Annotated in this window: 16 protein-coding genes; 3 read left to right on the top strand and 13 right to left on the bottom strand. The window is 54.9% G+C overall.

Going from position 1 to position 19204, the window contains the following annotated elements; genetic code table 11:
• Positions 1-170: 170 nt before the first annotated feature.
• Complete coding sequence (locus tag C3708_RS22260) at positions 171-2126, bottom strand: glycoside hydrolase family 127 protein (RefSeq protein WP_103950315.1); 1956 nt, start codon at positions 2124-2126, stop codon at positions 171-173.
• Between the two features lie 10 nt (positions 2127-2136).
• Complete coding sequence (locus tag C3708_RS22255) at positions 2137-3537, bottom strand: MFS transporter (RefSeq protein ID WP_103947732.1); 1401 nt, start codon at positions 3535-3537, stop codon at positions 2137-2139.
• A gap of 217 nt (positions 3538-3754) precedes the next feature.
• Here C3708_RS22255 and C3708_RS22250 point away from each other — a divergent pair, with 217 nt between their 5' ends.
• A complete protein-coding gene (locus tag C3708_RS22250) occupies positions 3755-4579 on the top strand; it encodes an AraC family transcriptional regulator (protein WP_095280231.1) in 825 nt (274 codons plus the stop codon).
• On the opposite strand, the gene araD is transcribed toward C3708_RS22250, so the two are convergent.
• The 8 genes from araD to yiaK form a co-directional block, all read right to left on the bottom strand.
• Positions 4580-5275, bottom strand: a complete 696-nt coding sequence (gene araD, locus C3708_RS22245) for an L-ribulose-5-phosphate 4-epimerase (RefSeq protein WP_103950314.1) — start codon at positions 5273-5275, stop codon at positions 4580-4582.
• On the bottom strand, positions 5269-6129 hold the full coding sequence (locus C3708_RS22240) for an L-ribulose-5-phosphate 3-epimerase (protein ID WP_095280233.1): 861 nt from the start codon (positions 6127-6129) through the stop codon (positions 5269-5271). Before C3708_RS22240 ends, araD begins: the two co-directional genes overlap by 7 nt.
• 2 nt (positions 6130-6131) lie before the next feature.
• Positions 6132-6785 carry a 3-keto-L-gulonate-6-phosphate decarboxylase UlaD gene (gene ulaD / locus C3708_RS22235; RefSeq protein WP_095280234.1) on the bottom strand — a complete coding sequence of 218 codons (654 nt, stop codon included), beginning with the start codon at positions 6783-6785 and terminating at the stop codon, positions 6132-6134.
• Entirely contained in the window at positions 6782-8287 is a 1506-nt protein-coding gene (locus tag C3708_RS22230; protein ID WP_103950313.1) for an FGGY-family carbohydrate kinase, read from the bottom strand. The genes ulaD and C3708_RS22230 overlap by 4 nt, the downstream gene beginning before the upstream one ends.
• A 156-nt stretch (positions 8288-8443) precedes the next feature.
• Complete coding sequence (locus C3708_RS22225; protein WP_103950312.1) at positions 8444-9763, bottom strand: MFS transporter; 1320 nt, start codon at positions 9761-9763, stop codon at positions 8444-8446.
• Positions 9764-9812: 49 nt separating this feature from the next.
• The gene (locus C3708_RS22220) at positions 9813-10739 is read right to left on the bottom strand and encodes a DUF4862 family protein (RefSeq protein WP_103950311.1); all 927 of its coding nucleotides are present in this window, start codon (positions 10737-10739) and stop codon (positions 9813-9815) included.
• Between the two features lie 26 nt (positions 10740-10765).
• Positions 10766-11233 (bottom strand): YhcH/YjgK/YiaL family protein, encoded by a 468-nt coding sequence (locus C3708_RS22215; RefSeq protein ID WP_103950310.1) that lies wholly within the window; start codon positions 11231-11233, stop codon positions 10766-10768.
• A gap of 10 nt (positions 11234-11243) precedes the next feature.
• Positions 11244-12242 (bottom strand): 3-dehydro-L-gulonate 2-dehydrogenase, encoded by a 999-nt coding sequence (gene yiaK / locus C3708_RS22210; RefSeq protein ID WP_095280239.1) that lies wholly within the window; start codon positions 12240-12242, stop codon positions 11244-11246.
• A 226-nt stretch (positions 12243-12468) separates the two neighbouring features.
• On the opposite strand from yiaK, the gene yiaJ reads away from it, so the two are divergent.
• The gene (gene yiaJ / locus C3708_RS22205; protein WP_103947739.1) at positions 12469-13284 is read left to right on the top strand and encodes an IclR family transcriptional regulator YiaJ; all 816 of its coding nucleotides are present in this window, start codon (positions 12469-12471) and stop codon (positions 13282-13284) included.
• Positions 13285-13346: 62 nt separating this feature from the next.
• Here yiaJ and avtA read toward each other — a convergent pair whose 3' ends face one another.
• Both avtA and C3708_RS22195 read right to left on the bottom strand, forming a co-directional pair.
• Positions 13347-14603 (bottom strand): valine--pyruvate transaminase, encoded by a 1257-nt coding sequence (gene avtA, locus C3708_RS22200; protein WP_370446909.1) that lies wholly within the window; start codon positions 14601-14603, stop codon positions 13347-13349.
• A 175-nt stretch (positions 14604-14778) separates the two neighbouring features.
• On the bottom strand, positions 14779-16809 hold the full coding sequence (locus C3708_RS22195; protein ID WP_103950308.1) for an alpha-amylase: 2031 nt from the start codon (positions 16807-16809) through the stop codon (positions 14779-14781).
• A 314-nt stretch (positions 16810-17123) separates the two neighbouring features.
• Here C3708_RS22195 and C3708_RS22190 point away from each other — a divergent pair, with 314 nt between their 5' ends.
• Positions 17124-17960 (top strand): protein bax, encoded by an 837-nt coding sequence (locus tag C3708_RS22190; RefSeq protein WP_103950307.1) that lies wholly within the window; start codon positions 17124-17126, stop codon positions 17958-17960.
• A 55-nt stretch (positions 17961-18015) separates the two neighbouring features.
• Here C3708_RS22190 and xylR read toward each other — a convergent pair whose 3' ends face one another.
• On the bottom strand, positions 18016-19194 hold the full coding sequence (gene xylR / locus C3708_RS22185; RefSeq protein ID WP_095280244.1) for a D-xylose utilization transcriptional activator XylR: 1179 nt from the start codon (positions 19192-19194) through the stop codon (positions 18016-18018).
• Between the last annotated feature and the right edge of the window lie 10 nt (positions 19195-19204).

Genomic DNA, 19204 nt, shown 5'->3' with positions numbered 1-19204 from the left:
GTAATTATGGGATAACATTAAATATGCAGTTATTCAATAAGGCATGACCCTTACCGTGGGTAAAAAAACGAATCCGAGGTCATGATCACAGTTATACAGAATAATAATAAATGAACCCGGCGTTGCCAGGTTCAGGATATGCGATATATAAAATTTGTTGGTTACATGTTTTACACTTCATCCACCCATATTCGCATTTCTCCCTCTCCCCGGTTGGCCCAGCTAAACCACGGGATAAAGGTCAGCGTCTGGGCTTCTCGGGTTGTCGGAGCGCGATCATATTGCCAGAGCGGCTGTGACTCTACTTTTAATACACGCTGCACAAACCCTTCGGCCTGAATCAGTATTTTGTGCGAGAACAACCCCTTACCTTCGAAAACGCGGAACGCGCTATCGGCAGGTAGCGACAGATTATGCAACGCTGCGCCGTTATCCGCCTCTTCCAGACAATACACCAGCGGGCCGCGTTGTAGCGCCACTTTGCCCGCCTGCTGGCGCACCTGCGGATTACCGTACAGTCGACGAACCGGCATCGGTAGCGTCAGGGTGATCGAATCCCCCTCCTGCCAGCAGCGGGTGAGGTAGCAATATCCCTGACGCACATCGCCTGTCACCGCTTCACCATTTAGCACTACCTGCGGGTCTGCGCACCAGTCCGGCAGTCGCAGCGCCAGGGTATGCTCAACTTTAACCGGCGAAGTGATATCGATCTTCACCTGCTCCTGCCACGGATAGTTGCCGCTGATGCGCAATTGCAGTTCGTTATCTCCAACCGGAACCGCCGCACTGTTGCCGACGTAGAGGTTGATAAACAGCGCATCCGTTCGCGCGGTGTAGATGTAATGGCCCAGTGAAGTCAGAACGCGGGCGATATTTGGCGGGCAGCACGCGCAGCCGAACCAGCGCTGACGGACAGGTTTGACGTGATCGTAGATGTGATTGAAGGCCAGCGTTTTAGGATGCACCTCCAGCGGATTCACGTAGAAGAAGTGTTTGCCGTCCAGCGCCATCCCGCCCAGCACGGTGTTGTATAACGCGCGTTCCATCACGTCGGCGTACTGGCTGTCGGCTTCCATCTCCAGCATCCGGCGCGCAAACATCATCAGGCCAATCGATGCGCAGCTTTCGGCATAAACCGTATCATTCGGCAGATCGTAATCGCTGCTGAAGGCTTCGCCGCTGCTCTGGGAGCCAATCCCGCCGGTGATATAGAGCTGACGCTGCACCATGTTGTTCCACAGACGCAGGCAGTCCTGACGTTTGCTTTCGTCATTGCTGAGCCGCGCAAGGTGCGCCACGCCGGTCATCAGATAGACAAAGCGCACCGCGTGGCCGATGGCGGTTTGCTGCTCAGTGAGCGGCTGATGCGCCTGGCTGTAGGCTTTATCTTTGACCATCCAGGCCGGGCCGTAGTTATGCCAGTGCGAGGTTTTGCCGCGTTTTTCATATTCGATATCGTAAAAATGTGGCTGCGCACCGCGCTCTTCGACGAAATACTTCACCAGCGTCAGATAGCGTGACTCCTGCGTGACGTCATAAAGGCGCATCAATGCCAGCTCGATTTCGGGATGGCCTGGATAACCGTGTAGCTGATTTTCACCCGCGCCAAATACGCTGTCGATATGATCCGCCAACTTGCACACCACGTCTAACAACGCGCGTTTCCCGGTGCCCTGGAAATATGCGACGCCTGCTTCAATCATATGCCCGGCGCAGTAGAGTTCATGGCATTCGGCGAGGTTAGTCCAGCGTTCCCCCGGCGCTTTCACCGTGAAGTACGTATTCAGATAGCCATCGTCGCATTGGGCGGCGGCCACCAGGTCAATCACGTCGTCAGCGGTTTTTTCAAGCTCAGGATCGGGTTTCTGACACAGGGACCACGCCACGGCTTCGAGCCACTTAGCGACATCACTGTCCTGGAAAACCATGCCGTAAAACTCTCCGTGCTCCAGTCCAGCTGCGATACGAAAGTTGGTGATGGCGTGGCTCGGTTCTGCTTCGGCAATGCGATCGTTGAGCGCATCCCACTGATAGGGAATGACCACATTACGCACCAGCTGTTGATACTGGCCGAGAAACGGATCGTTAATTTTGAGCTTATGCAGGTCGGGTTCCATGATCGACATATTGTTCTCCTCAGGATTGCACGTGACGCTGACGCAGGTCGGTGGAAATGCGCGACATCATTGGATTATTGAGTCTGCACCAGCGAATCGAGATGGCCAGCAGCAGATGGAAAAGGGCAGGCAGCAGCGTTTCCATAGTGGTGATGCCTGAAAGCGAAGCCGGTGTCTGATTGTCCGCGCCGGGCTGATAGGCGACATAAATAAACACCATGCTGATGATTCCGGCGCTGGAGGCCCAGGCTAACTTGATGAAAAACAGATTAAAGGCGAAGTTCATCCCAGATGAGCGCACGCCGTTTTTCCATTCGCCGTAGTCGTCGGCAAAGGCCATTAAGGAAAAGTGCAGTGGTAGCGTAAAGCCGAGGATCACCCCGTTGCCCAAAATCGTCACCAGCCATAAGGTTTGATAGGCCGGGCCGGTCGGCAGGAACCACATGGCTAACGCCAATGCGGCCAGCACCAGATTGGTGATGTAATAAAGCTTCACCGTATCAATACGACGCGTAAGCGGGCTGACGATTACCGCGCCGAGAATGGCGGCAAAGGTCACCATCGTGAAGAACAGCGAGGTATATGCAGTGCTGCCTTGCAGTACGTAGGTGATGAAGTACATGTACCCGCCGCCACGGATGTTAAAGACGTTGATCAGCAGGAAAGACATCACCAGCATCAATAAAAGCTGATCGTTATTACGCAACCCGGCCAGATGTTCGCGCAGGGTAAAGCGGCCCATCAATGCCAGCGGCACGCGTTCGCGCACCCAGAAGAAGCAGCACAGAAACATCACTACGGCGACAGCGCACAACACACCGACGCCCAGTTGATAGCCCTGCGCCACATTCCCTTGTCCCAGCGCCGCAACCAGCCACGGCAGGCCGACGGAGACCAAAAAGCCCGCCACGCCGCACAGTACAAAGCGCCAGGATTGGCAGGAAATCACTTCACTGTGGCGGGTGGTCATGGTGTTGATCAGCGCGCAATAAGGTACGTTGATCGCGGTATAACCGACGGAAAGCAGCAGATAGGTTCCGAACGCCCAGGCGATTTTGACTCCCATACTGGCGTCGGGCACGGTGAAGGTGAGTACGCCGATAATGCCGATCGGCAATGCTATCCAAAGCTGCCAGGGGCGGAATCGCCCCCAACGGCTCTGCGTGCGGTCGGCGATCACGCCCATTATCGGGTCGGAAACCGCGTCAAATACGCGTAAGGCAATAAACAACGTGCCGACCAGAGCGGGCGTCAGACCAAACACATCGGTGTAGAAAAAGGTGAGAAAGTTCATGATAAGGCAGGTGATTACTGTCCCGCCTGCATCACCCAGGCCGTAGCCTATCTTCTCGCGTACCGACAGGCGGTCGTCAACGGCCTGCTGTACGACATCGGATTGTGTAATCGGAGTGGAAGTCATTCGATAACTCCTCGTGAATTGGATTTTATTATGTTCTGTAAGGTACCCGATTAATTCTGCACTGAAAGTCAGCGCCAACAAGGGAAGGGGAAAGTATAAAAAGAGGACAATTCCGACCTGTTCGTAGAATTGTGATTTCGATCGGGCGATGTTTCAATTATTCATTAATAATCAATGCTAAAAGGCAATTTCCAGGTTATTTAAAGTGAGAAAGTGAATGCCGACGCTCGAATTATCCATAGCACTTCCGATTAAAGTTCAAAACGGCGGATTATTTATTTCCCGTGGCGTTGGCCGTCACCCGGCTCGCAAATTAACCTCGTGGGAAATTATCTTTGTTGAAAAAGGAACATTAACGATTCAGGAGGAGAATTCGATTTTTGAAGTGCGCGCAGGTGAAAGCCTCCTGCTGTGGCCGAACCGCCGTCACGTAGGAACGGAGGATTTCCCTGCCGATCTGCGGTTTTACTGGCTCCATTTTGAACTAGAAACCGAACAGCTTGAACAAGCCGGAATAGCGCAGATTGGGCTTGAGCAATATTGCCGCGTCCAGGATGCATCTTATGTGGTATCGCTATTTCGCCAGTTTCTGACCGAGCAGGAAAAATTACAGCGAAGCGTTGCGTTGGAATTAATACTCCTGCTGATTTTGCAGCAAATTTCGCTCTCGAACGGGAGTGAGGAACATCAGGATGAAGCGGGCACGTCGATTGCGTGGAGGGCCAAACAAATTATCCGCACACAATTTCATTGCCCGCTTTCCACGTCGCAGCTGGCAAAAGAGCTGCACTGTAATGCGGATTATCTCGGGCGTGTTTTTCGCCGCACCTTCCATTTGACGTTGACCGAGGCGATTCAGCGCCAGCGTGTGCGCTCAGCGGAGAAACTGCTGCTCACCGATACCTCCTCACTCACTGAAGTAGCAAGCCGCTGCGGTTTTAATGATGTCGGTTACTTCCGCCAGATATTTCGCAAACATACCGGGCTGACGCCCGCCGTCTGGAAACGGCGGTACTGTAAGGAACACATCAATTCCGGCTGATTACTGGCCGTAATACGCATTCGCCCCGTGCTTGCGCAGATAATGTTTATCCAGCAATTCCTGCTGCATGGTTGGCAACTGCGGTGCGAGCTGGTGCGAGAACAGGCCCATATAGGCGCACTCTTCCAGCACTACGGCATTGTGGACCGCATCGGCAGCGTCTTTGCCCCAGGCGAAAGGACCATGAGAATTGACCAGCACGGCGGGGATCTGCATCGGGCTTAGGTCGCGCTCCTCGAAGGTTTTGATGATCACTTCCCCGGTCTGATACTCGTACTCCCCGGCTATTTCTGCGTGGGTCATTAGCCGCGTGCAGGGAATGTCACCATAGAAATAGTCGGCGTGCGTCGTGCCCCACGCCGGTAAATCCAGCCCGGCCTGTGACCAGATGGTCGCGTGACGAGAGTGAGTGTGGACGATGCCGCCAATCTCCGGATAGCGGCGATACAGCGCCAGATGGGTAGGCGTATCGGAGGACGGTTTTTTCGCGCCTTCGACCACTGTGCCGGTGGCAATTTCCACCACCACCATATCTTCAGCGGTCATTACGTCATACTCCACGCCGGACGGTTTGATGACCATCAGACCGCTTTCGCGATCCACCGCGCTGACGTTGCCCCAGGTAAATGTCACAAGCTGGTGGGCGGGAAGGGCCAGGTTTGCTGCCAGGACCTCCGCTTTGAGTTGCTCTAGCATGTCATGCCTCCTTCCTGCATACGGGCTTCAATCCAGCGCCGCGCTTCGATAATTTCCAGTACCGGCTCTTTGGCTTTTTCGGTCCACATTTCAATGAGAAATGCGCCACGATAGTTGAGCTGATTCAGTGCTTTAAACACGCCGACAAAATCGACGCAGCCTTCGCCGAACGGCACGTCACGAAATTGCCCTGGGCTTTGTTCGGTCACTGGTTGGGTGTCTTTCAGGTGGATAGCGGCGATCCGGTCGATGCCCAGCGTCAGTTCGGCGGTGACGTCGTTGCCCCACGCGCTCAGGTTGCCGACGTCTGGATAGACGCTAAACCAGGGTGACGCGAGCATGTCGTCCCACTTTTTCCATTTGCTGATCGAGTTCATGAACGCGGTATCCATGATCTCCACAGCCAGCATCACCTGCGCGGCGGCGGCCTGCTCCACCGCCCATGCCAGTCCTTCGGCAAAGCGTTGCTGAGTGCCCGCGTCATGCTCTTCGTAATAGACGTCGTAACCCGCCAGTTGGATGGTGCGAATGCCCAAATCGCGCGCCAGTTTGATCGCCTTGGTCATGATTTCGCGCGCGCGTTCGCGCACGGATTCATCGCGGCTGCCAAACGGAAAACGTCGGTGTGCTGACAGGCACATAGAGGGAATGGCGACGCCCGTTTCCAGCATCGCTTCGACTAGCGACGCGCGCTGCGTGGTACTCCACTCCAGCCTGGATAAGCGCTCGTCGGTTTCGTCCACCGACATTTCGACGAAATCAAAACCGCAGCTTTTGGCTAACACCAGGCGCTCCGGCCAGGAGAGATCTTTCGACAGCGCTTTTTCGTAAATCCCTAACGGATGCTGACGCATGGTTATTCTCCCCAGATTTCGCGGATTTGCGTGTGGAACTCATGGGCGACCTGCGGCGGATTGGCAGCGCCTGCCAGCGCCCGTCCGGCGATAAAGGCTTTGACGTTAATCTCGCGGAACAACGGTAAATCCGCCGGGGTGATGCCGCCGGTGATCGACAACTGCAGGCCGATGTCAGACAGAGCTTTCATTCTGGCGAGATCCACTTCCCCCCACTGCTGGCCGCTGGCCTGCGCGTCACGGCCACGATGATAAATCGCCTGTTTCACGCCTGCGCGATGCCACGCGCGGGCATCGTCCAGCGTCCAGTTACCGAACAGTTCCATCTGGATTTCGCACCCGCGCGCGGCGGCGACCGCGTGGCCTTTCTCAACCGTGGCGAGCGGTGCAGCGCAAATAATCGTCATCCAGTTAGCGCCTGCATCAAAGGCCTGCTGTGCCAGCGTTTCGCCTGCATCGGCCACTTTCCAGTCGGCAACAATGATTTTGTCTGGGCACTGCTGGCGCAAAGCGCGCACTGCCGAAAGGCCTTCGGTGAGGCACAGAATGGTGCCCGCTTCGACGATATCGACGCTTTCCTGCAACAGCGCCACATCGCGCTGCGCGGCCTGAAGAGAGGTATGGTCGAGCGCCAGCTGTAGTAATGGTCGGCTCATAGGTCGTACTCCTTAATGCGGGCGTGAAAACCCTGCAATGCTGAAATCAGTATCTGGTAGCGGTGATATTTGCGCTGGTAGGCGGCGTGCGCCTGCATATCGGGCTCAATGACGCGAATATCATGTTTGAGGTTTTGCTGTGCGGTGTGAAAGTCGGGGAAGATCCCGGTGCCGACAAGGGCAGCCAGCGCCGCGCCGGAGCAGCCGGTTTCTTCGACCTGCGGCAGTTCGATAGCCAGCCCACTGACGTCTGCCAGCATCTGCATCCACACCCTGGAATGGGTCGGGCCGCCGGTGACGCGCAGGGCGTGGACATCGGTAAAGCGCTCCAGCATGCGGTTGAGATGGGTCATGTGGCTGAACACCACCCCTTCATAAACGGCTTGCAACAGATGGGCACGGGTGTGCAGCGCCTGCATGCCGTAGAAGCCGCTCGTCATCTCCAGCCCGGCGTTGCTGCCGTAGAGAAACGGCAGGAAGAACACGCCGCTTTCCGCTTTGGGCAGGCTGGCAACGGCTTGGTTGATCTCGTCAAAAGAGATTTCACCCCACTGTGACGTGAGCCACTCAAGATTCCCGGAGGATGTCGGGCTAGCTTCGTGAACGATGTACTGCTGCGGATGAACGTAGCGGCCATAAACGTACGGGAAGGGTTCGTTATTGCCAATGCCGTTGGCAATCCCGCTGGTGACGGCCCAGGTTCCCATCACTGCGTTAAGCGTATGCTCGTCGTGCAGTCCGGCGCAGATCGCGGTGGAAACCACATCAAACAAGCCACCCACGACGGGCGTACCCGCCGCAAGACCGGTCAAGGTGGCTGCCTGAGCGGTGATTTCCCCGCAAATTTCTGCTGAACCGACGATGGGCGGCAAAGCGCTGTCGATTTCGCTGATGCCCAGCCAGCGCGTCAGCTGCGGGTCGTAGTCGCCCGTGTTCATGTTGTAGAGATTGGACTCGGAAATGTTGCTCTCTTCGCAGCCCTTTTTGCCCGTTAAACACCAGCGCAGATAGTCATGGGCCATCATCACGCAGCCGATCTGCTGGTAGCGCGGGTGGTCGTGCTCTTTGACCCAGCGCAACAGCGAAGCGGGATGCCCGGTCCACAGGGTTTGTCGCGTATGGGGGCAGAGTTTTTCTGGGATCTCGTCCTGCTGCCAGCGCTGGACGATTTCCAGCGCCCGGCGGTCGGAAGAGAGGATGGCGTTGCCTAAAGGGCGATCCTGTTTATCCAGCAGGAATAGACCTTTGCCCTGGGCGGAAATGCCGATACCTTTGATTTGGGAGCCACTAATGCCGGTATGTTTGAGCAGCGCGGCGACCGTCTCGTGGCAGCGCTGCCAGAGCAAATGCATGTCGCGCTCGGCATAGCCCGGACGCGGGCTGAGCGTCGTAACTGCGCAGCGTTCGATGCTGTGTTCTTTACCCTGGCTGTTGTACAGACCGGCTTTCAGATAAGTACCGCCACAATCGATACCCAGCCAGAAGGGTTCTTTTTCACTCATCTTTGCGATTCTCGGTTCGGTGGTTGCTGTTGCCGGGTGGCGCTTCGCTTACCCGGCCTACGTTCGTGGTTGTTGTTGCCGGGTGGCGCTGTGCTGACCCGGCCTACGGTGTCTCTTTTCACCCTCTCCCTGTGGGAGAGGGCTGGGGTGAGGGCATCAGGCCGCACGCTTGTGCGAATTCACCGACGGATTGGGCTGTGCACCTGCGTCGCATTTCGCGGGCAACAGCAGCGCCAACAGCGAAGCCAGTGCCAGGGAGATCGCCAGGCAGTACACCCCCGCATCTTTGCTGTACAACGTAATCAGCACGCCCACTGCATAAGGGCCGCAGAAGCCACCGAGGTTGCCGAGGGCGTTAATCACGCCGCGCGCGCCGCCTGCCATTTCTGCGCTGAACAGACGCGCCGGAATGGTCCAGAACACGCCCGCCGCCGACTGCAGGAAGAAGCCGCAGCCGACCAGCGCGGCATACGCCAGCCAGATGTTTTCCTTTAATGCAACGGAGAGGAACATGCACAGCGCAAAGCCGATCAGCGGCAGAGAGACGAACAGTTTGCGTTTGCCGGTACGGTCAGAGAGGGAAGAGAACAGGAACATTCCGGCAATTGCGCCAACATAGGGCAGAATGGCGAGCATCCCGACCTGTCCCATCGTGGAGTGCGTCAGTTCTTTCAAAATGGTCGGCAGCCACAGGGTGTAACCGTAAATCCCGGTCTGATAGAAGAAGTTCAGGGCGATCAGCTGCCACATGGTTTTGTCCGACAGCACCGCGCTCAGGGAGGCATTTTTCACCTCTTTGCCCGCGATGGCGCGTTGCTCGGCGGCTAACGTCTCAACCAGATACTTTTTCTCGGCGTCGGAAATCCATTTCGCCTCCTGCGGTCGGTCGTAGATGGTCTGCGTCCACAGCACCAGCACCACCAGCGACAGCAGCCCTTCGATGATAAACAGCCAGCGCCAGTCGAGGGCGGTAATAATCCAGCCGGAAAGAGGCGCAGTGATAATCCCGGCAATTGGCACGAACATGATCACTATTGCGTTAGCGCGACCGCGCTCGGCGTCCGGGAACCAGTTGCTGATCATGGTGAGCACCACTGGCAGCATTCCGCCTTCTGCCACGCCAAGTAAAAAGCGCAGGGCCAGCAGCTGATACTGATTAGTGACAACCCCCGTCAGAACGGAGATTACCGCCCAGGCGACTAGCGACCAGCCGATGAATTTTTTACCGCTGCCGTGTACGGCGATTTTGCCGCCGGGAACTTGCAGAAACAGATAACCGATAAAGAATATCCCGCCCGCTAAACCCGCCATCGTGGCGGTGATGCCTAACTCTTCATCCATACCGCCTGGCATCGCGAAGGCGATATTCACGCGGTCCATATAAGAAATAATGCAGGCGATAAGAATAGGGGGGATTATTCTCAACCAGCGTTGGCGCGGAATATCCGCCTGTAGAGCATGAGAAGAAATAGTCATAATTAATGTCTCATTAAGGTAATCGGCTCGGTAATAAGGTTTTTTATTTTTATTGTGCTGCTTTTTTTAGAACGCTAATACCGTCGCGCAAAATAGCGATGCGATGGCTGACGTCAGCATTAGCATTTATTTCCAGTAATTTGATACCGGAGAATTTCAATGTTGCAGCGCTTGCCGCAGTAAATAATTCATTAACATGTTCAGACGACATTAAACTTTCGGCGCAGAACGAAGAAAACGGCGCGTGAAGATCCTGCCAGTCGCCATACTCGCCCGTCGCCGTGGTGCCTGAAAACATCAGTGCGCCGAGCTTGCCCGCCTTCAATGCGGCCTGTACATGCGCAAGTGGCAGGCTGGTATTGCGCCCTTCAATGGCTGAGCGCGCCCAGTTGATACATACGCTGATATCAGTCCCGCGCAGCACGTCCAGAACGTTTTCGAGCGGTAAAAAACCTTTGCGCGGCGCGGTTCCGGTCATGGCGTCACAGTGTTCGAGCACCAGATCGCACGGCCAGTCCCAGTTGGCAATTTCGGCGATTGAGCGGGAAAAGGCGTCGGTGGCCTGTTCCACAGAGCCATTACCGGACTGCGGTGCGGCCTGCATTTCCAGGGCGGTTACTTTGCCGGGGAAGCGCGCGTTGACCGCGACAATCTTCTCTAACAGATGACGATAAAACGCCACGCTTTCGCGACGCTGCGTTTCGTCGGCAGACGCGAGGCCGAATCCGCCGTTGACGCCGCGACGACGCATGGTTTCCATCACTGCCGTGACCACGATTTCCCAGTCGCCCGGCGTATGGCGGAACAGCCACGCGTCCCCGAGCGGGTGCAGGTTTTCCAGACAGGGTTGTTCAAGGCCGCGAATGTCCGGCGTATCAGCAAGCTGACGCCAGAATTCACGCTCTTCCATTTCCCCTTTCTGATGAAACGAGGGTGCGCAGGGGTACGCACCAATAATAAAACCGGTGTTTGTCATTTCGCTTTCCTGTTTAATTCAAATAATTAAATCAATTCGCTGACAGCCACTTTAACGACAATTTTCCGAATGGCCGATTCCTTGTGCTGATGACATTGCGGGCGATGCACATCCTGCGGGAAAAAAATGGCGTAAATGCCCGGGATCATTTCAATAAACGATTCGTTTTCCATCTGGTGATAAAAAACAATGTCTCTTTGTTCCAGTAATGATTCACTTATTTCATTATTTCCAGTGTCGATCGCAAAACCTATTTTCTCTTCACCCCACGCCAGAAATTGAATATCCAGATAGCGGCGATGTACTTCCGGGCGGTTTTCGTGGTGCTCTTTGGTGGTGAGATCGAGGATCTGCGCGAAGATATTACGCCCGTCGATCTCCACCACTCCGGGTTCCAGCGCCGTGAAATCAGTGGTACGTAGAAATTCGAGCGCCCGTTCAATCGCCTGCGGCAAACGGCACGGGTTTGGCTGCGAAATATGTCCGAATATCATACGTCACTCCTTACAGCGACTGGATCTTCGCCCACACGCTGTCATCAATGGTGATGCCATTGCGACGGTTCTCTTCCAGCAAGCGGGTGAATTCATGCCCCGGCAGGCGCACGGCGACATCCTCGTCTGAACGTTCGGCAGTGGTGATGAAATCCATGATGCGCTGCAACTTGGCATCTCGGGTTGGGCCGTCGATCAGCTTGTCCACTTCGATGGCAATAAAGATCTGCGACACACCGTACTCGTCGCTGTTGTCCTGAGTGACTTCCGCCACGGACGATCCGTTGGAAAGGAGAGTGGCAATCATGTCGAGCACGATAGACAGGCCGGAACCTTTCCAGTAGCCCATCGGTAAAATGCGGCGGTTTTTCTCGATAACGCCCGGCTCTTTGGTCAGATTGCCTTCATCGTCAAACCCGCCATCGACCGGCAATTCGCGCCCGGCGAGGCGGTTCACTTCGAGCATGCCGTAAGAGAACATCGACATCGACATATCCACCATTGTGATAGGTGTGGAAGGAATGGCGACGATCAGCGGGTTGGTGCCGATGCGGCACTCCTTTGCGCCCCACGGTGGCATCACGGCGATGGAGTTGGTCCAGCAAATTCCGATATAGCCTTTCTCGGCGGCCTGCCAGCCGTAGCTCCCGCCGCGCATCCAGTGGTTGGCGTTGCGCAGCGCCACTAACCCAATCCCGTGATCCGAGGCCAGCTCGGTGGCGCGATCCATCATCTTTTTGGCGGTCAGGTTGCCGATGGAGCGCTGGGCGTCCCACTGCTCAATGGCACCCAGCGTGGTGGTGCGCTTCGGCTGCGCGTCGGGGATGATATCCCCGTTATCTAGCTGCTGAATGAAACGTGGGAAACGGTTCACGCCGTGTGAATAGACGCCGGATTCGGTGGTCCGCGCAAACATCTCTGCGCAGGCATCGGCGGTGTCGGCCTTAATGCCACGGTTGAGCAGTACCCGATTGAAGGCTGCTTTCAACTCGTCAAAGGTCACTTTCATCCCTGTTCTCCTGTTCGTGTGAGGGGCGCTTGTGAGTGCTTTTTTATCTCTAAATTCCACATTGCGAAATCTGATTTCAAATATAGCGATCAAAATTTGTTAGATCAACGACATTCATGTTTTTCAAAAACGAGTAAAATCAATGGATTGTGTTTTTTATGCTGAGATCGTGAACTGAACCACACTTTGCGCTACCATCAGGACGCGATTAACGGAGAGCCATTTGATGAGCATGAAAGAGAGCGAAATGACGCCAGAAAAAGAGAGGCCAGCAGGCAGCCAGAGTTTGTTTCGCGGCCTGATGCTGATTGAAATTCTGAGTAACTATCCGAATGGGTGTCCGCTGGCGCATTTATCGGAACTTGCCGGACTCAATAAAAGCACCGTGCATCGGTTGTTGCAGGGTTTGCAGTCGTGCGGGTACGTCACTCCCGCGCCAGCGGCGGGCAGTTATCGCCTGACCACTAAATTTATCGCCGTTGGGCAAAAAGCCCTGTCGTCGCTGAACATCATCCACGTGGCGGCGCCACATCTTGAAAATCTGAATATCGTGACGGGTGAGACGGTGAATTTCTCCAGCCGGGAAGATGACCACGCGATCCTGATCTACAAGCTGGAACCGACAACCGGCATGCTGCGCACACGCGCTTATATCGGCCAGCACATGCCGCTCTACTGTTCTGCGATGGGTAAGATTTACATGGCGTTTGGCCATCAGGATTACGTGGCGAGCTACTGGCAGAGTCATCAGGAGCAGATTCAGCCCCTGACCCGCAACACGATTACTGAGCTGAGTGCCATGTATGACGAGCTGGCGGAGATCCGTACCCGCAGCATGGCGATGGACAAAGAAGAGAACGAGCTGGGCGTGTCTTGCATCGCGGTGCCGGTATTTGATATTCACGGGCGCGTGCCGTATGCCATCTCCATTTCCCTGTCGACGTCGCGCATGAAGCAGGTGGGCGAAAAGAACCTGCTGAAACCGTTGCGTGAAACAGCAGAGGCGATTTCCCAGGAGCTGGGCTTTACCGTTCGCGGCTAAGTTCTGAAAAAAAAGGCCAGATGTCAAAATCTGGCCTTTTTCGTTACCCTGCCGGTGAGCCGTTAGCGGCTGCCTTCACTCCATGCCAGTTCAATCTCTTCGGCCAAAATTTTCACTCCGGCTTCGATTTTCTCTGGCTCCGGCACATAGTTCATGCGCATGCACTGATGCGTATGCGGCCACGGCTTATCCAGCCCTGGGAAGAAGTAATCTCCCGGCACCATCAGCACGCCGCGTTTTTTCAGGCGCTGATAGAGCAGCTCGGTAGTGATCGGCAAGTCTTTAAACCACAGCCACAGGAAAATCGCCCCTTCAGGTTTATGAATCAGGCAGCGATCTTCGGGTAAATAGCGGCGAATGGTGGCGATCGTTTCTTGCACACGCTGAAAGTAAAACGGCTTTATCACCTCATTCGACAGGCGCAGCAGATCGTTGCGCTTAATCATTTCGCTCATCATCGCTGGGCCGATTCCGCCAGGCGCAAGGCTGATTATGCCGTTCATATTGGTGATGGCACTGATGATTTTTTCGTTGGCGATAATAATGCCGCAGCGGCTGCCCGGCAGGCCGAGCTTCGAGAGGCTCATGCACAGGACGATATTTGGGTTCCACAGCGGGCGGGCTTCGCTAAAGATAATGCCGGGGAACGGCACGCCGTAGGCGTTATCGATAACCAGCGGAATACCGTGTTGATTGGCCAGGGCGTCTAATTTCAGCAGCTCTTCGTCGGTGATGACGTTACCCGTCGGGTTGGTTGGCCGCGAGACGCAAATCATGCCGGTCTCTTCGCCGACGTGCAGATGTTCAAAATCGACGTGATATTTGAACTGGCCTTCTGGCAGCAACTCAATGTTTGGCCGCGCCGAGACAAACAGGTCCTCTTCCAGCCCGGAGTCAGCGTAACCGATGTATTCTGGTGTCAGCGGGAACAGCACCTTTTTGGTGGTGCCATCGGCGCTGCGCCCTGCAAACAGGTTAAACAAGTAGAAAAATGCGCTCTGGCTGCCGTTTGTCAGTGCAATATTCTGTGGCTCGATATCCCAACCCAGTTCATCGCGCAGCATATCGGCCAGCAGTGCCAGCAGCTCGGTTTTGCCCTGCGGGCCGTCGTAATTGCACAGCGCATCAGTGGCTTTGCCGTTTTGCAGCATCTCCGCCAGCAGGTTGTGGAAGTAGTCGTTCATGGCCGGGATTTGGGCCGGATTCCCCCCGCCGAGCATGATGGCGCCCGGTGTGCGCAGCCCATCGTTGAGATCCTCCATCAGGCGGGTGATGCCTGAATGGCGGGTGAATTTGTCGCCGAAAAGTGAAAAAGTCATAGCAGGTGATCTGGCATTCTTATAATGAAAGTGGGTAACCATAACGCTAGCATCGTGCGGGTGCAAATCGAGGGAAGAGGGCTGGATCGTGGTTTTGTTTCGCTGATTTGTATTTGTGTGGTGAATTATTCTGATAAAAGCGGTCCTCGTCGGATTGACGGAGACCACGCGGAGATTACCGATTTCCGGCCCAGACCACCATCACGCTATCGCCCTGATGCTGGCGCACGAAACCGTAGCCTTGCTTGAGGGAAAGCGTGGTTTGCGTGCCTTCGCCAATGGCCGGATGGCGCGCCCGGAACTGTCCGAGAATTTGCCAGTGCTTAACGGTCGCCGCCTGATTGCCTGCGACATCCTGCCAGTTCATATCCGAGCGTGTTCCCTGGAGCGGATCGGAGCCGGTTGGGCCGAATGGGCGTTCAGATTCATCGCCGTAATAAATCTGCACTGAACCGGGGGAGAGCAACAGGAGTTCCGCCGCACGCGGGCCACCGTCGCGGAACAGGCGCGTGTCGTGGGAGGAGAGATAGCTCAGGACGTTGAATCCCTGTAATTTTTCTGCCATTTGCTGCCAGGTCATATCCATATCGGCCAGGCAATCCACCGCTTTGGCGGCCTGCTCCTGATAGTCAAAGTTGATCATCGCGTCGAATCCGTGGCGGTAGTACTCGCTTTGCATCACGCCATGCCCCCAGGATTCTCCCGTCATCCAGAACGGAGTGTCATCGAGTGTTTTATCCGGGTTAGCCTGTTTCCACTCTTTGAGCGCCTGCGTCGATTGCGCCTTCAGCGCTTGCCAGGCGGGTAGCTCGACGTGTTTGGCGGTATCGACGCGGAAACCGTCGATGCCGTAGTCGCGTACCCATTGGCTGAGCCAGTGGGTGAGATAATCACGCGGTGTATATCCGGCGATTTCTTTGGCGTGGGTGTCCGGTTTATGGCGATAGAAATTGGGCAAACCGGATGGCGTGGTGGATTCGGTTTTGAGATCCGGTAAAAAGGCCAGTGACATGGTCAGATCGTCGAAGCCGGGGTTGTCGTAATCGCCAATATCGGTGCGGACCCAGTTTTTGCCCCACCACTTTTCCCACCCGGCTTTGTCGCTGAAATTGATGTAGTCGTTAAAGCTGTGCCAGCTCTGCCCGGCGGCAGGTTTCCAGTCGGTCCAGCGTTCGCCCAGCGTCTTTTTCAGCTCGTCACCCTGCAAATACAGCGCGCCGAACTGGAACTCCTGCATATCAGCAAGCGTAGCGTAGCCAGTGTGGTTCATCACGACGTCAAAGAGAATGCGTATGCCGCGTTTGTGTGCCTCATCGACCAGATGGCGCAGATCGTCTTCGTTGCCCATATTGGCGTCGAGTTTAGTCCAGTCCTGCGTGTAGTAGCCGTGATAGGCGTAGTGCGGGAAATCGCCTTTCGTGCCGCCGCCAACCCAACCGTGAATTTGCTCCAGCGGTGAGCTTATCCACAGCGCGTTAACGCCAAGTTGTTGCAGGTAATCAAGCTTGCTGGCGAGCCCTTTGAGATCGCCGCCGTGGAAGGTGCCAATCTCCTGCATGCCGTCTTTATGGCGGCCATAGCTGTTATCGTTTGAGGGATCGCCGTTTACGAAGCGGTCCGTCAGCACAAAGTAGACGGTGGCGTTTTGCCAGCTGAATGGCGCGGCTTTGTCGGTTTCTGCACGCTCAAGCAGCAGCAGACCGTTACTGTTCGCGGCGGGTTGCAGGGTGATTTTCCCTTGTTGCACCGTGGCCGTCTGCTGACTGTAGAAATCCCGGACGACGGAGCCTTCCGGGAAAGTGTCTTTAACCTCGATAGTGAGCGGTTTTCCGTCCCATCTCGGGCACTGGCGAGTGATATCCGCAACAGGTTTTTCTGCGGCGCTTTGCACTGTCAGCATGAGCGTCGGCGTGCCTGAGCGCGTATCAATGCGCATCTGATAATCGCCCTCGCGGAACAAACGCCACTGTGGCGGCGTTCCTTCACAAGGTTTTAGCGACATCATCTCATTGAGTTTAATCGGGTTTGTCGGCTGCCAGCACACGTTGTCAAAACTCAACGTCAGCGGGCGAGTACCCTTCGCAAACTTCGCGTGGCTGGTGAATACCCCAGCCGCCTCGGCATTGAACGCGGAGAAGCCAGGAGATGACCAGTCTGCATTTGCCATCGCGGGTAAAAGCAAAAGGGCTAAAGCTGAGCGTTTCATTCCATTTTCCTGTCGCGGCAATTTTAACCAGTGTGCCATCAGGATTATAGCGAGGACTCCTCCCTCTGAGCTTTATGCCAGGAGGAGCCGAAAGGGTGAGTGATCTCGCGCAAAATTAGGCGGTTATCTGCGATATCGCACACATATTTGCAGAAATGATGGTTAAGTGAGCAAGTTTCAGGTGACATAGTTTCGGAATTGGACTATTTCTTTGGATGCTCTGGAAGACTATTTTTGATATGATTTGAGATTCCGCTCTCAATTTTGTGAAAAAAATAAGGTGTTGGAATGTTTATATCCGACCAGGAGACCTAATGATATCGACTCCCATACGACGATTTGGGGCTACGATACTCATGTTGCTCACCGTGATATTTTCAGGTGAGGTGCTTGCGAAGACGCACACGGATACAACGAGTAAAAAAGCCCACGTCATAAAGACGACCAGCAGTAGCAGTAAGATTAAGGTTAGCAGTAAACAAGAGTATTCTCGCAATAGTGTAAAGAGCAGTTCACTTCCTGATTTGCGAAAATACCCTTCCGGGACACCAAGGAAAAAAGCGTTTCTCCGGACGGTAATGCCTTATATTACAAGCCAAAATTCTGCGATTACCGCAGACCGTAACTGGCTGGTTTCAAAACAGTACGAAAGCCGCTGGTCACCAAGCGAACGCGCACGTCTGAAAGACATCGCGGCGCGCTACAAAGTGAGCTGGAACGGTAATACCCGCCGCGTGCCGTGGAACTCACTGCTTGAGCGCGTGGATATTATCCCGGGCAGCATGGTCGCGACAATGGCGGCTGCAGAGAGTGGTTGGGGCACGTCAAAACTGGCGCGTAACAACAACAATCTCTTCGGCATGAAATGCGCCAAAGGCCGTTGTAACAATGTGCCTGGCAAAGTGAAAGGCTATTCGCAGTTTGAATCGGTGAAAGATTCGGTGAATGCCTACGTCGTGAACCTGAACACGCATCCGGCGTATTCTTCGTTCCGTAAGTCACGCGCCCAACTGCGTAAAGCAGACCAGGAAGTGACCGCGAGCACCATGATTCACAAGCTGAAAGGTTATTCGACGCAGGGTCAGAGCTACAACAACTACCTGTTTGCGATGTACCAGGATAACCAGCGCTTAATTGCCGCCCACATGTAACACTCTCCAAAAAAACGCCTTCCACTGGAAGGCGTTTTTCGTTGTCACATCAATGCTATATCAGCACTTCGCTGTACCGCTCCCGATACTCTTTCGGCGTAGTGTCATAATCTTTTTTAAACACAGAATAGAAATACTGCAGTGACGGATAGCCGCACATCTGCGAAATTTCATTGATCGACAGTGACGTTGAGATCAGCAAACTGCGGGCTTTCTCCAGCTTCTCGGCATGAATAACCGCGTGGATTGTTTCTCCGACTTCTTCCTTAAAGCGTTTTTCCAGATTCGAGCGCGAAATCCCCACTGCATCCAGTACCTGATCGACCTTAATGCCTTTACAGGCGTGATTGCGAATGTAGTGCATAGCCTGAATAACCGCAGGGTCGTTCAGTGAGCGATAGTCCGTCGAGCGGCGTTCCACCACGCGAACGGGGGGAACGAGCAAGCGTTGCAGAGGAAGGGTTTCGTTATCCAGCAGGCGATGGAGTAACTTTGCCGCCTGATATCCCATCTGCCGCGTACCCTGTGCTACCGACGACAGCGCTACGCGTGACAGATAACGCGTCAGCTCTTCGTTATCAATGCCAATGACGCACAGCTTTTCAGGAACCGGAATGTGCAAATGATCGCAAACCTGCAAAACGTGGCGTGCGCGGGCATCGGTCACGGCAATAATGCCCGTTTGTGGCGGCAGCGTTTGCAGCCAGTCAGCCAGCCGGTTTTGCGCGTGCTGCCAGTTTTCAGGAGCAGTTTCCAGCCCCTGATAGACCACGCCACGGTATTTCTCATGGGCGACAATCTCGCTGAAAGCATATTCGCGCTCCATCGCCCAGCCTTTGCCGCTGGAGGCTGGAAGGCCGTAAAAAGCAAAGCGGTGAACGCCTTTTTCTTTTAAATGCAAGAATGCGCTCTCGACCAGGGCGTGATTATCGGTCGCGATATAATGGACCGGAGGATATTTTTCTGGCGAGTGGTACGAGCCGCCGACACCCACAATTGGAACGTCGACGTCGGTGAGCAACTGCTCGATCACTGGATCGTCATAATCGGCGATAACGCCATCGCCCAGCCAGTCTTTGATGTTTTCAATGCGGGTGCGGAAGTCTTCTTCAATGAAAATATCCCACTCCGATTGCGACGCCTGCAAATATTCACCCACGCCCTCGACAACCTGACGGTCATAGGCTTTGTTGGCGTTGAATAACAACGTAATGCGGTGACGCTTCTCAAACATGGCTTATCTT

The organism is Lelliottia sp. 7254-16 (assembly GCF_002922995.1).
Classification (GTDB): Bacteria; Pseudomonadota; Gammaproteobacteria; order Enterobacterales; family Enterobacteriaceae; genus Enterobacter; species Enterobacter jeotgali.
The sequence above is the reverse complement of the archived record's forward strand: the minus strand, read 5'-3'. Positions and strand labels throughout refer to the sequence as shown.

Bases quoted from the DNA above. Each gene is read 5' to 3' on its own strand.
- C3708_RS22260 (WP_103950315.1), bottom strand. From the start codon at position 2,126: ATGTCGATCATGGAACCCGACCTGCATAAGCTCAAAATTAACGATCCG.
- C3708_RS22255 (WP_103947732.1), bottom strand. From the start codon at position 3,537: ATGACTTCCACTCCGATTACACAATCCGATGTCGTACAGCAGGCCGTT.
- C3708_RS22250 (WP_095280231.1), top strand. From the start codon at position 3,755: ATGCCGACGCTCGAATTATCCATAGCACTTCCGATTAAAGTTCAAAAC.
- araD (WP_103950314.1), bottom strand. From the start codon at position 5,275: ATGCTAGAGCAACTCAAAGCGGAGGTCCTGGCAGCAAACCTGGCCCTT.
- C3708_RS22240 (WP_095280233.1), bottom strand. From the start codon at position 6,129: ATGCGTCAGCATCCGTTAGGGATTTACGAAAAAGCGCTGTCGAAAGAT.
- ulaD (WP_095280234.1), bottom strand. From the start codon at position 6,785: ATGAGCCGACCATTACTACAGCTGGCGCTCGACCATACCTCTCTTCAG.
- C3708_RS22230 (WP_103950313.1), bottom strand. From the start codon at position 8,287: ATGAGTGAAAAAGAACCCTTCTGGCTGGGTATCGATTGTGGCGGTACT.
- C3708_RS22225 (WP_103950312.1), bottom strand. From the start codon at position 9,763: ATGACTATTTCTTCTCATGCTCTACAGGCGGATATTCCGCGCCAACGC.
- C3708_RS22220 (WP_103950311.1), bottom strand. From the start codon at position 10,739: ATGACAAACACCGGTTTTATTATTGGTGCGTACCCCTGCGCACCCTCG.
- C3708_RS22215 (WP_103950310.1), bottom strand. From the start codon at position 11,233: ATGATATTCGGACATATTTCGCAGCCAAACCCGTGCCGTTTGCCGCAG.
- yiaK (WP_095280239.1), bottom strand. From the start codon at position 12,242: ATGAAAGTGACCTTTGACGAGTTGAAAGCAGCCTTCAATCGGGTACTG.
- yiaJ (WP_103947739.1), top strand. From the start codon at position 12,469: ATGAGCATGAAAGAGAGCGAAATGACGCCAGAAAAAGAGAGGCCAGCA.
- avtA (WP_370446909.1), bottom strand. From the start codon at position 14,603: ATGACTTTTTCACTTTTCGGCGACAAATTCACCCGCCATTCAGGCATC.
- C3708_RS22195 (WP_103950308.1), bottom strand. From the start codon at position 16,809: ATGAAACGCTCAGCTTTAGCCCTTTTGCTTTTACCCGCGATGGCAAAT.
- C3708_RS22190 (WP_103950307.1), top strand. From the start codon at position 17,124: ATGATATCGACTCCCATACGACGATTTGGGGCTACGATACTCATGTTG.
- xylR (WP_095280244.1), bottom strand. From the start codon at position 19,194: ATGTTTGAGAAGCGTCACCGCATTACGTTGTTATTCAACGCCAACAAA.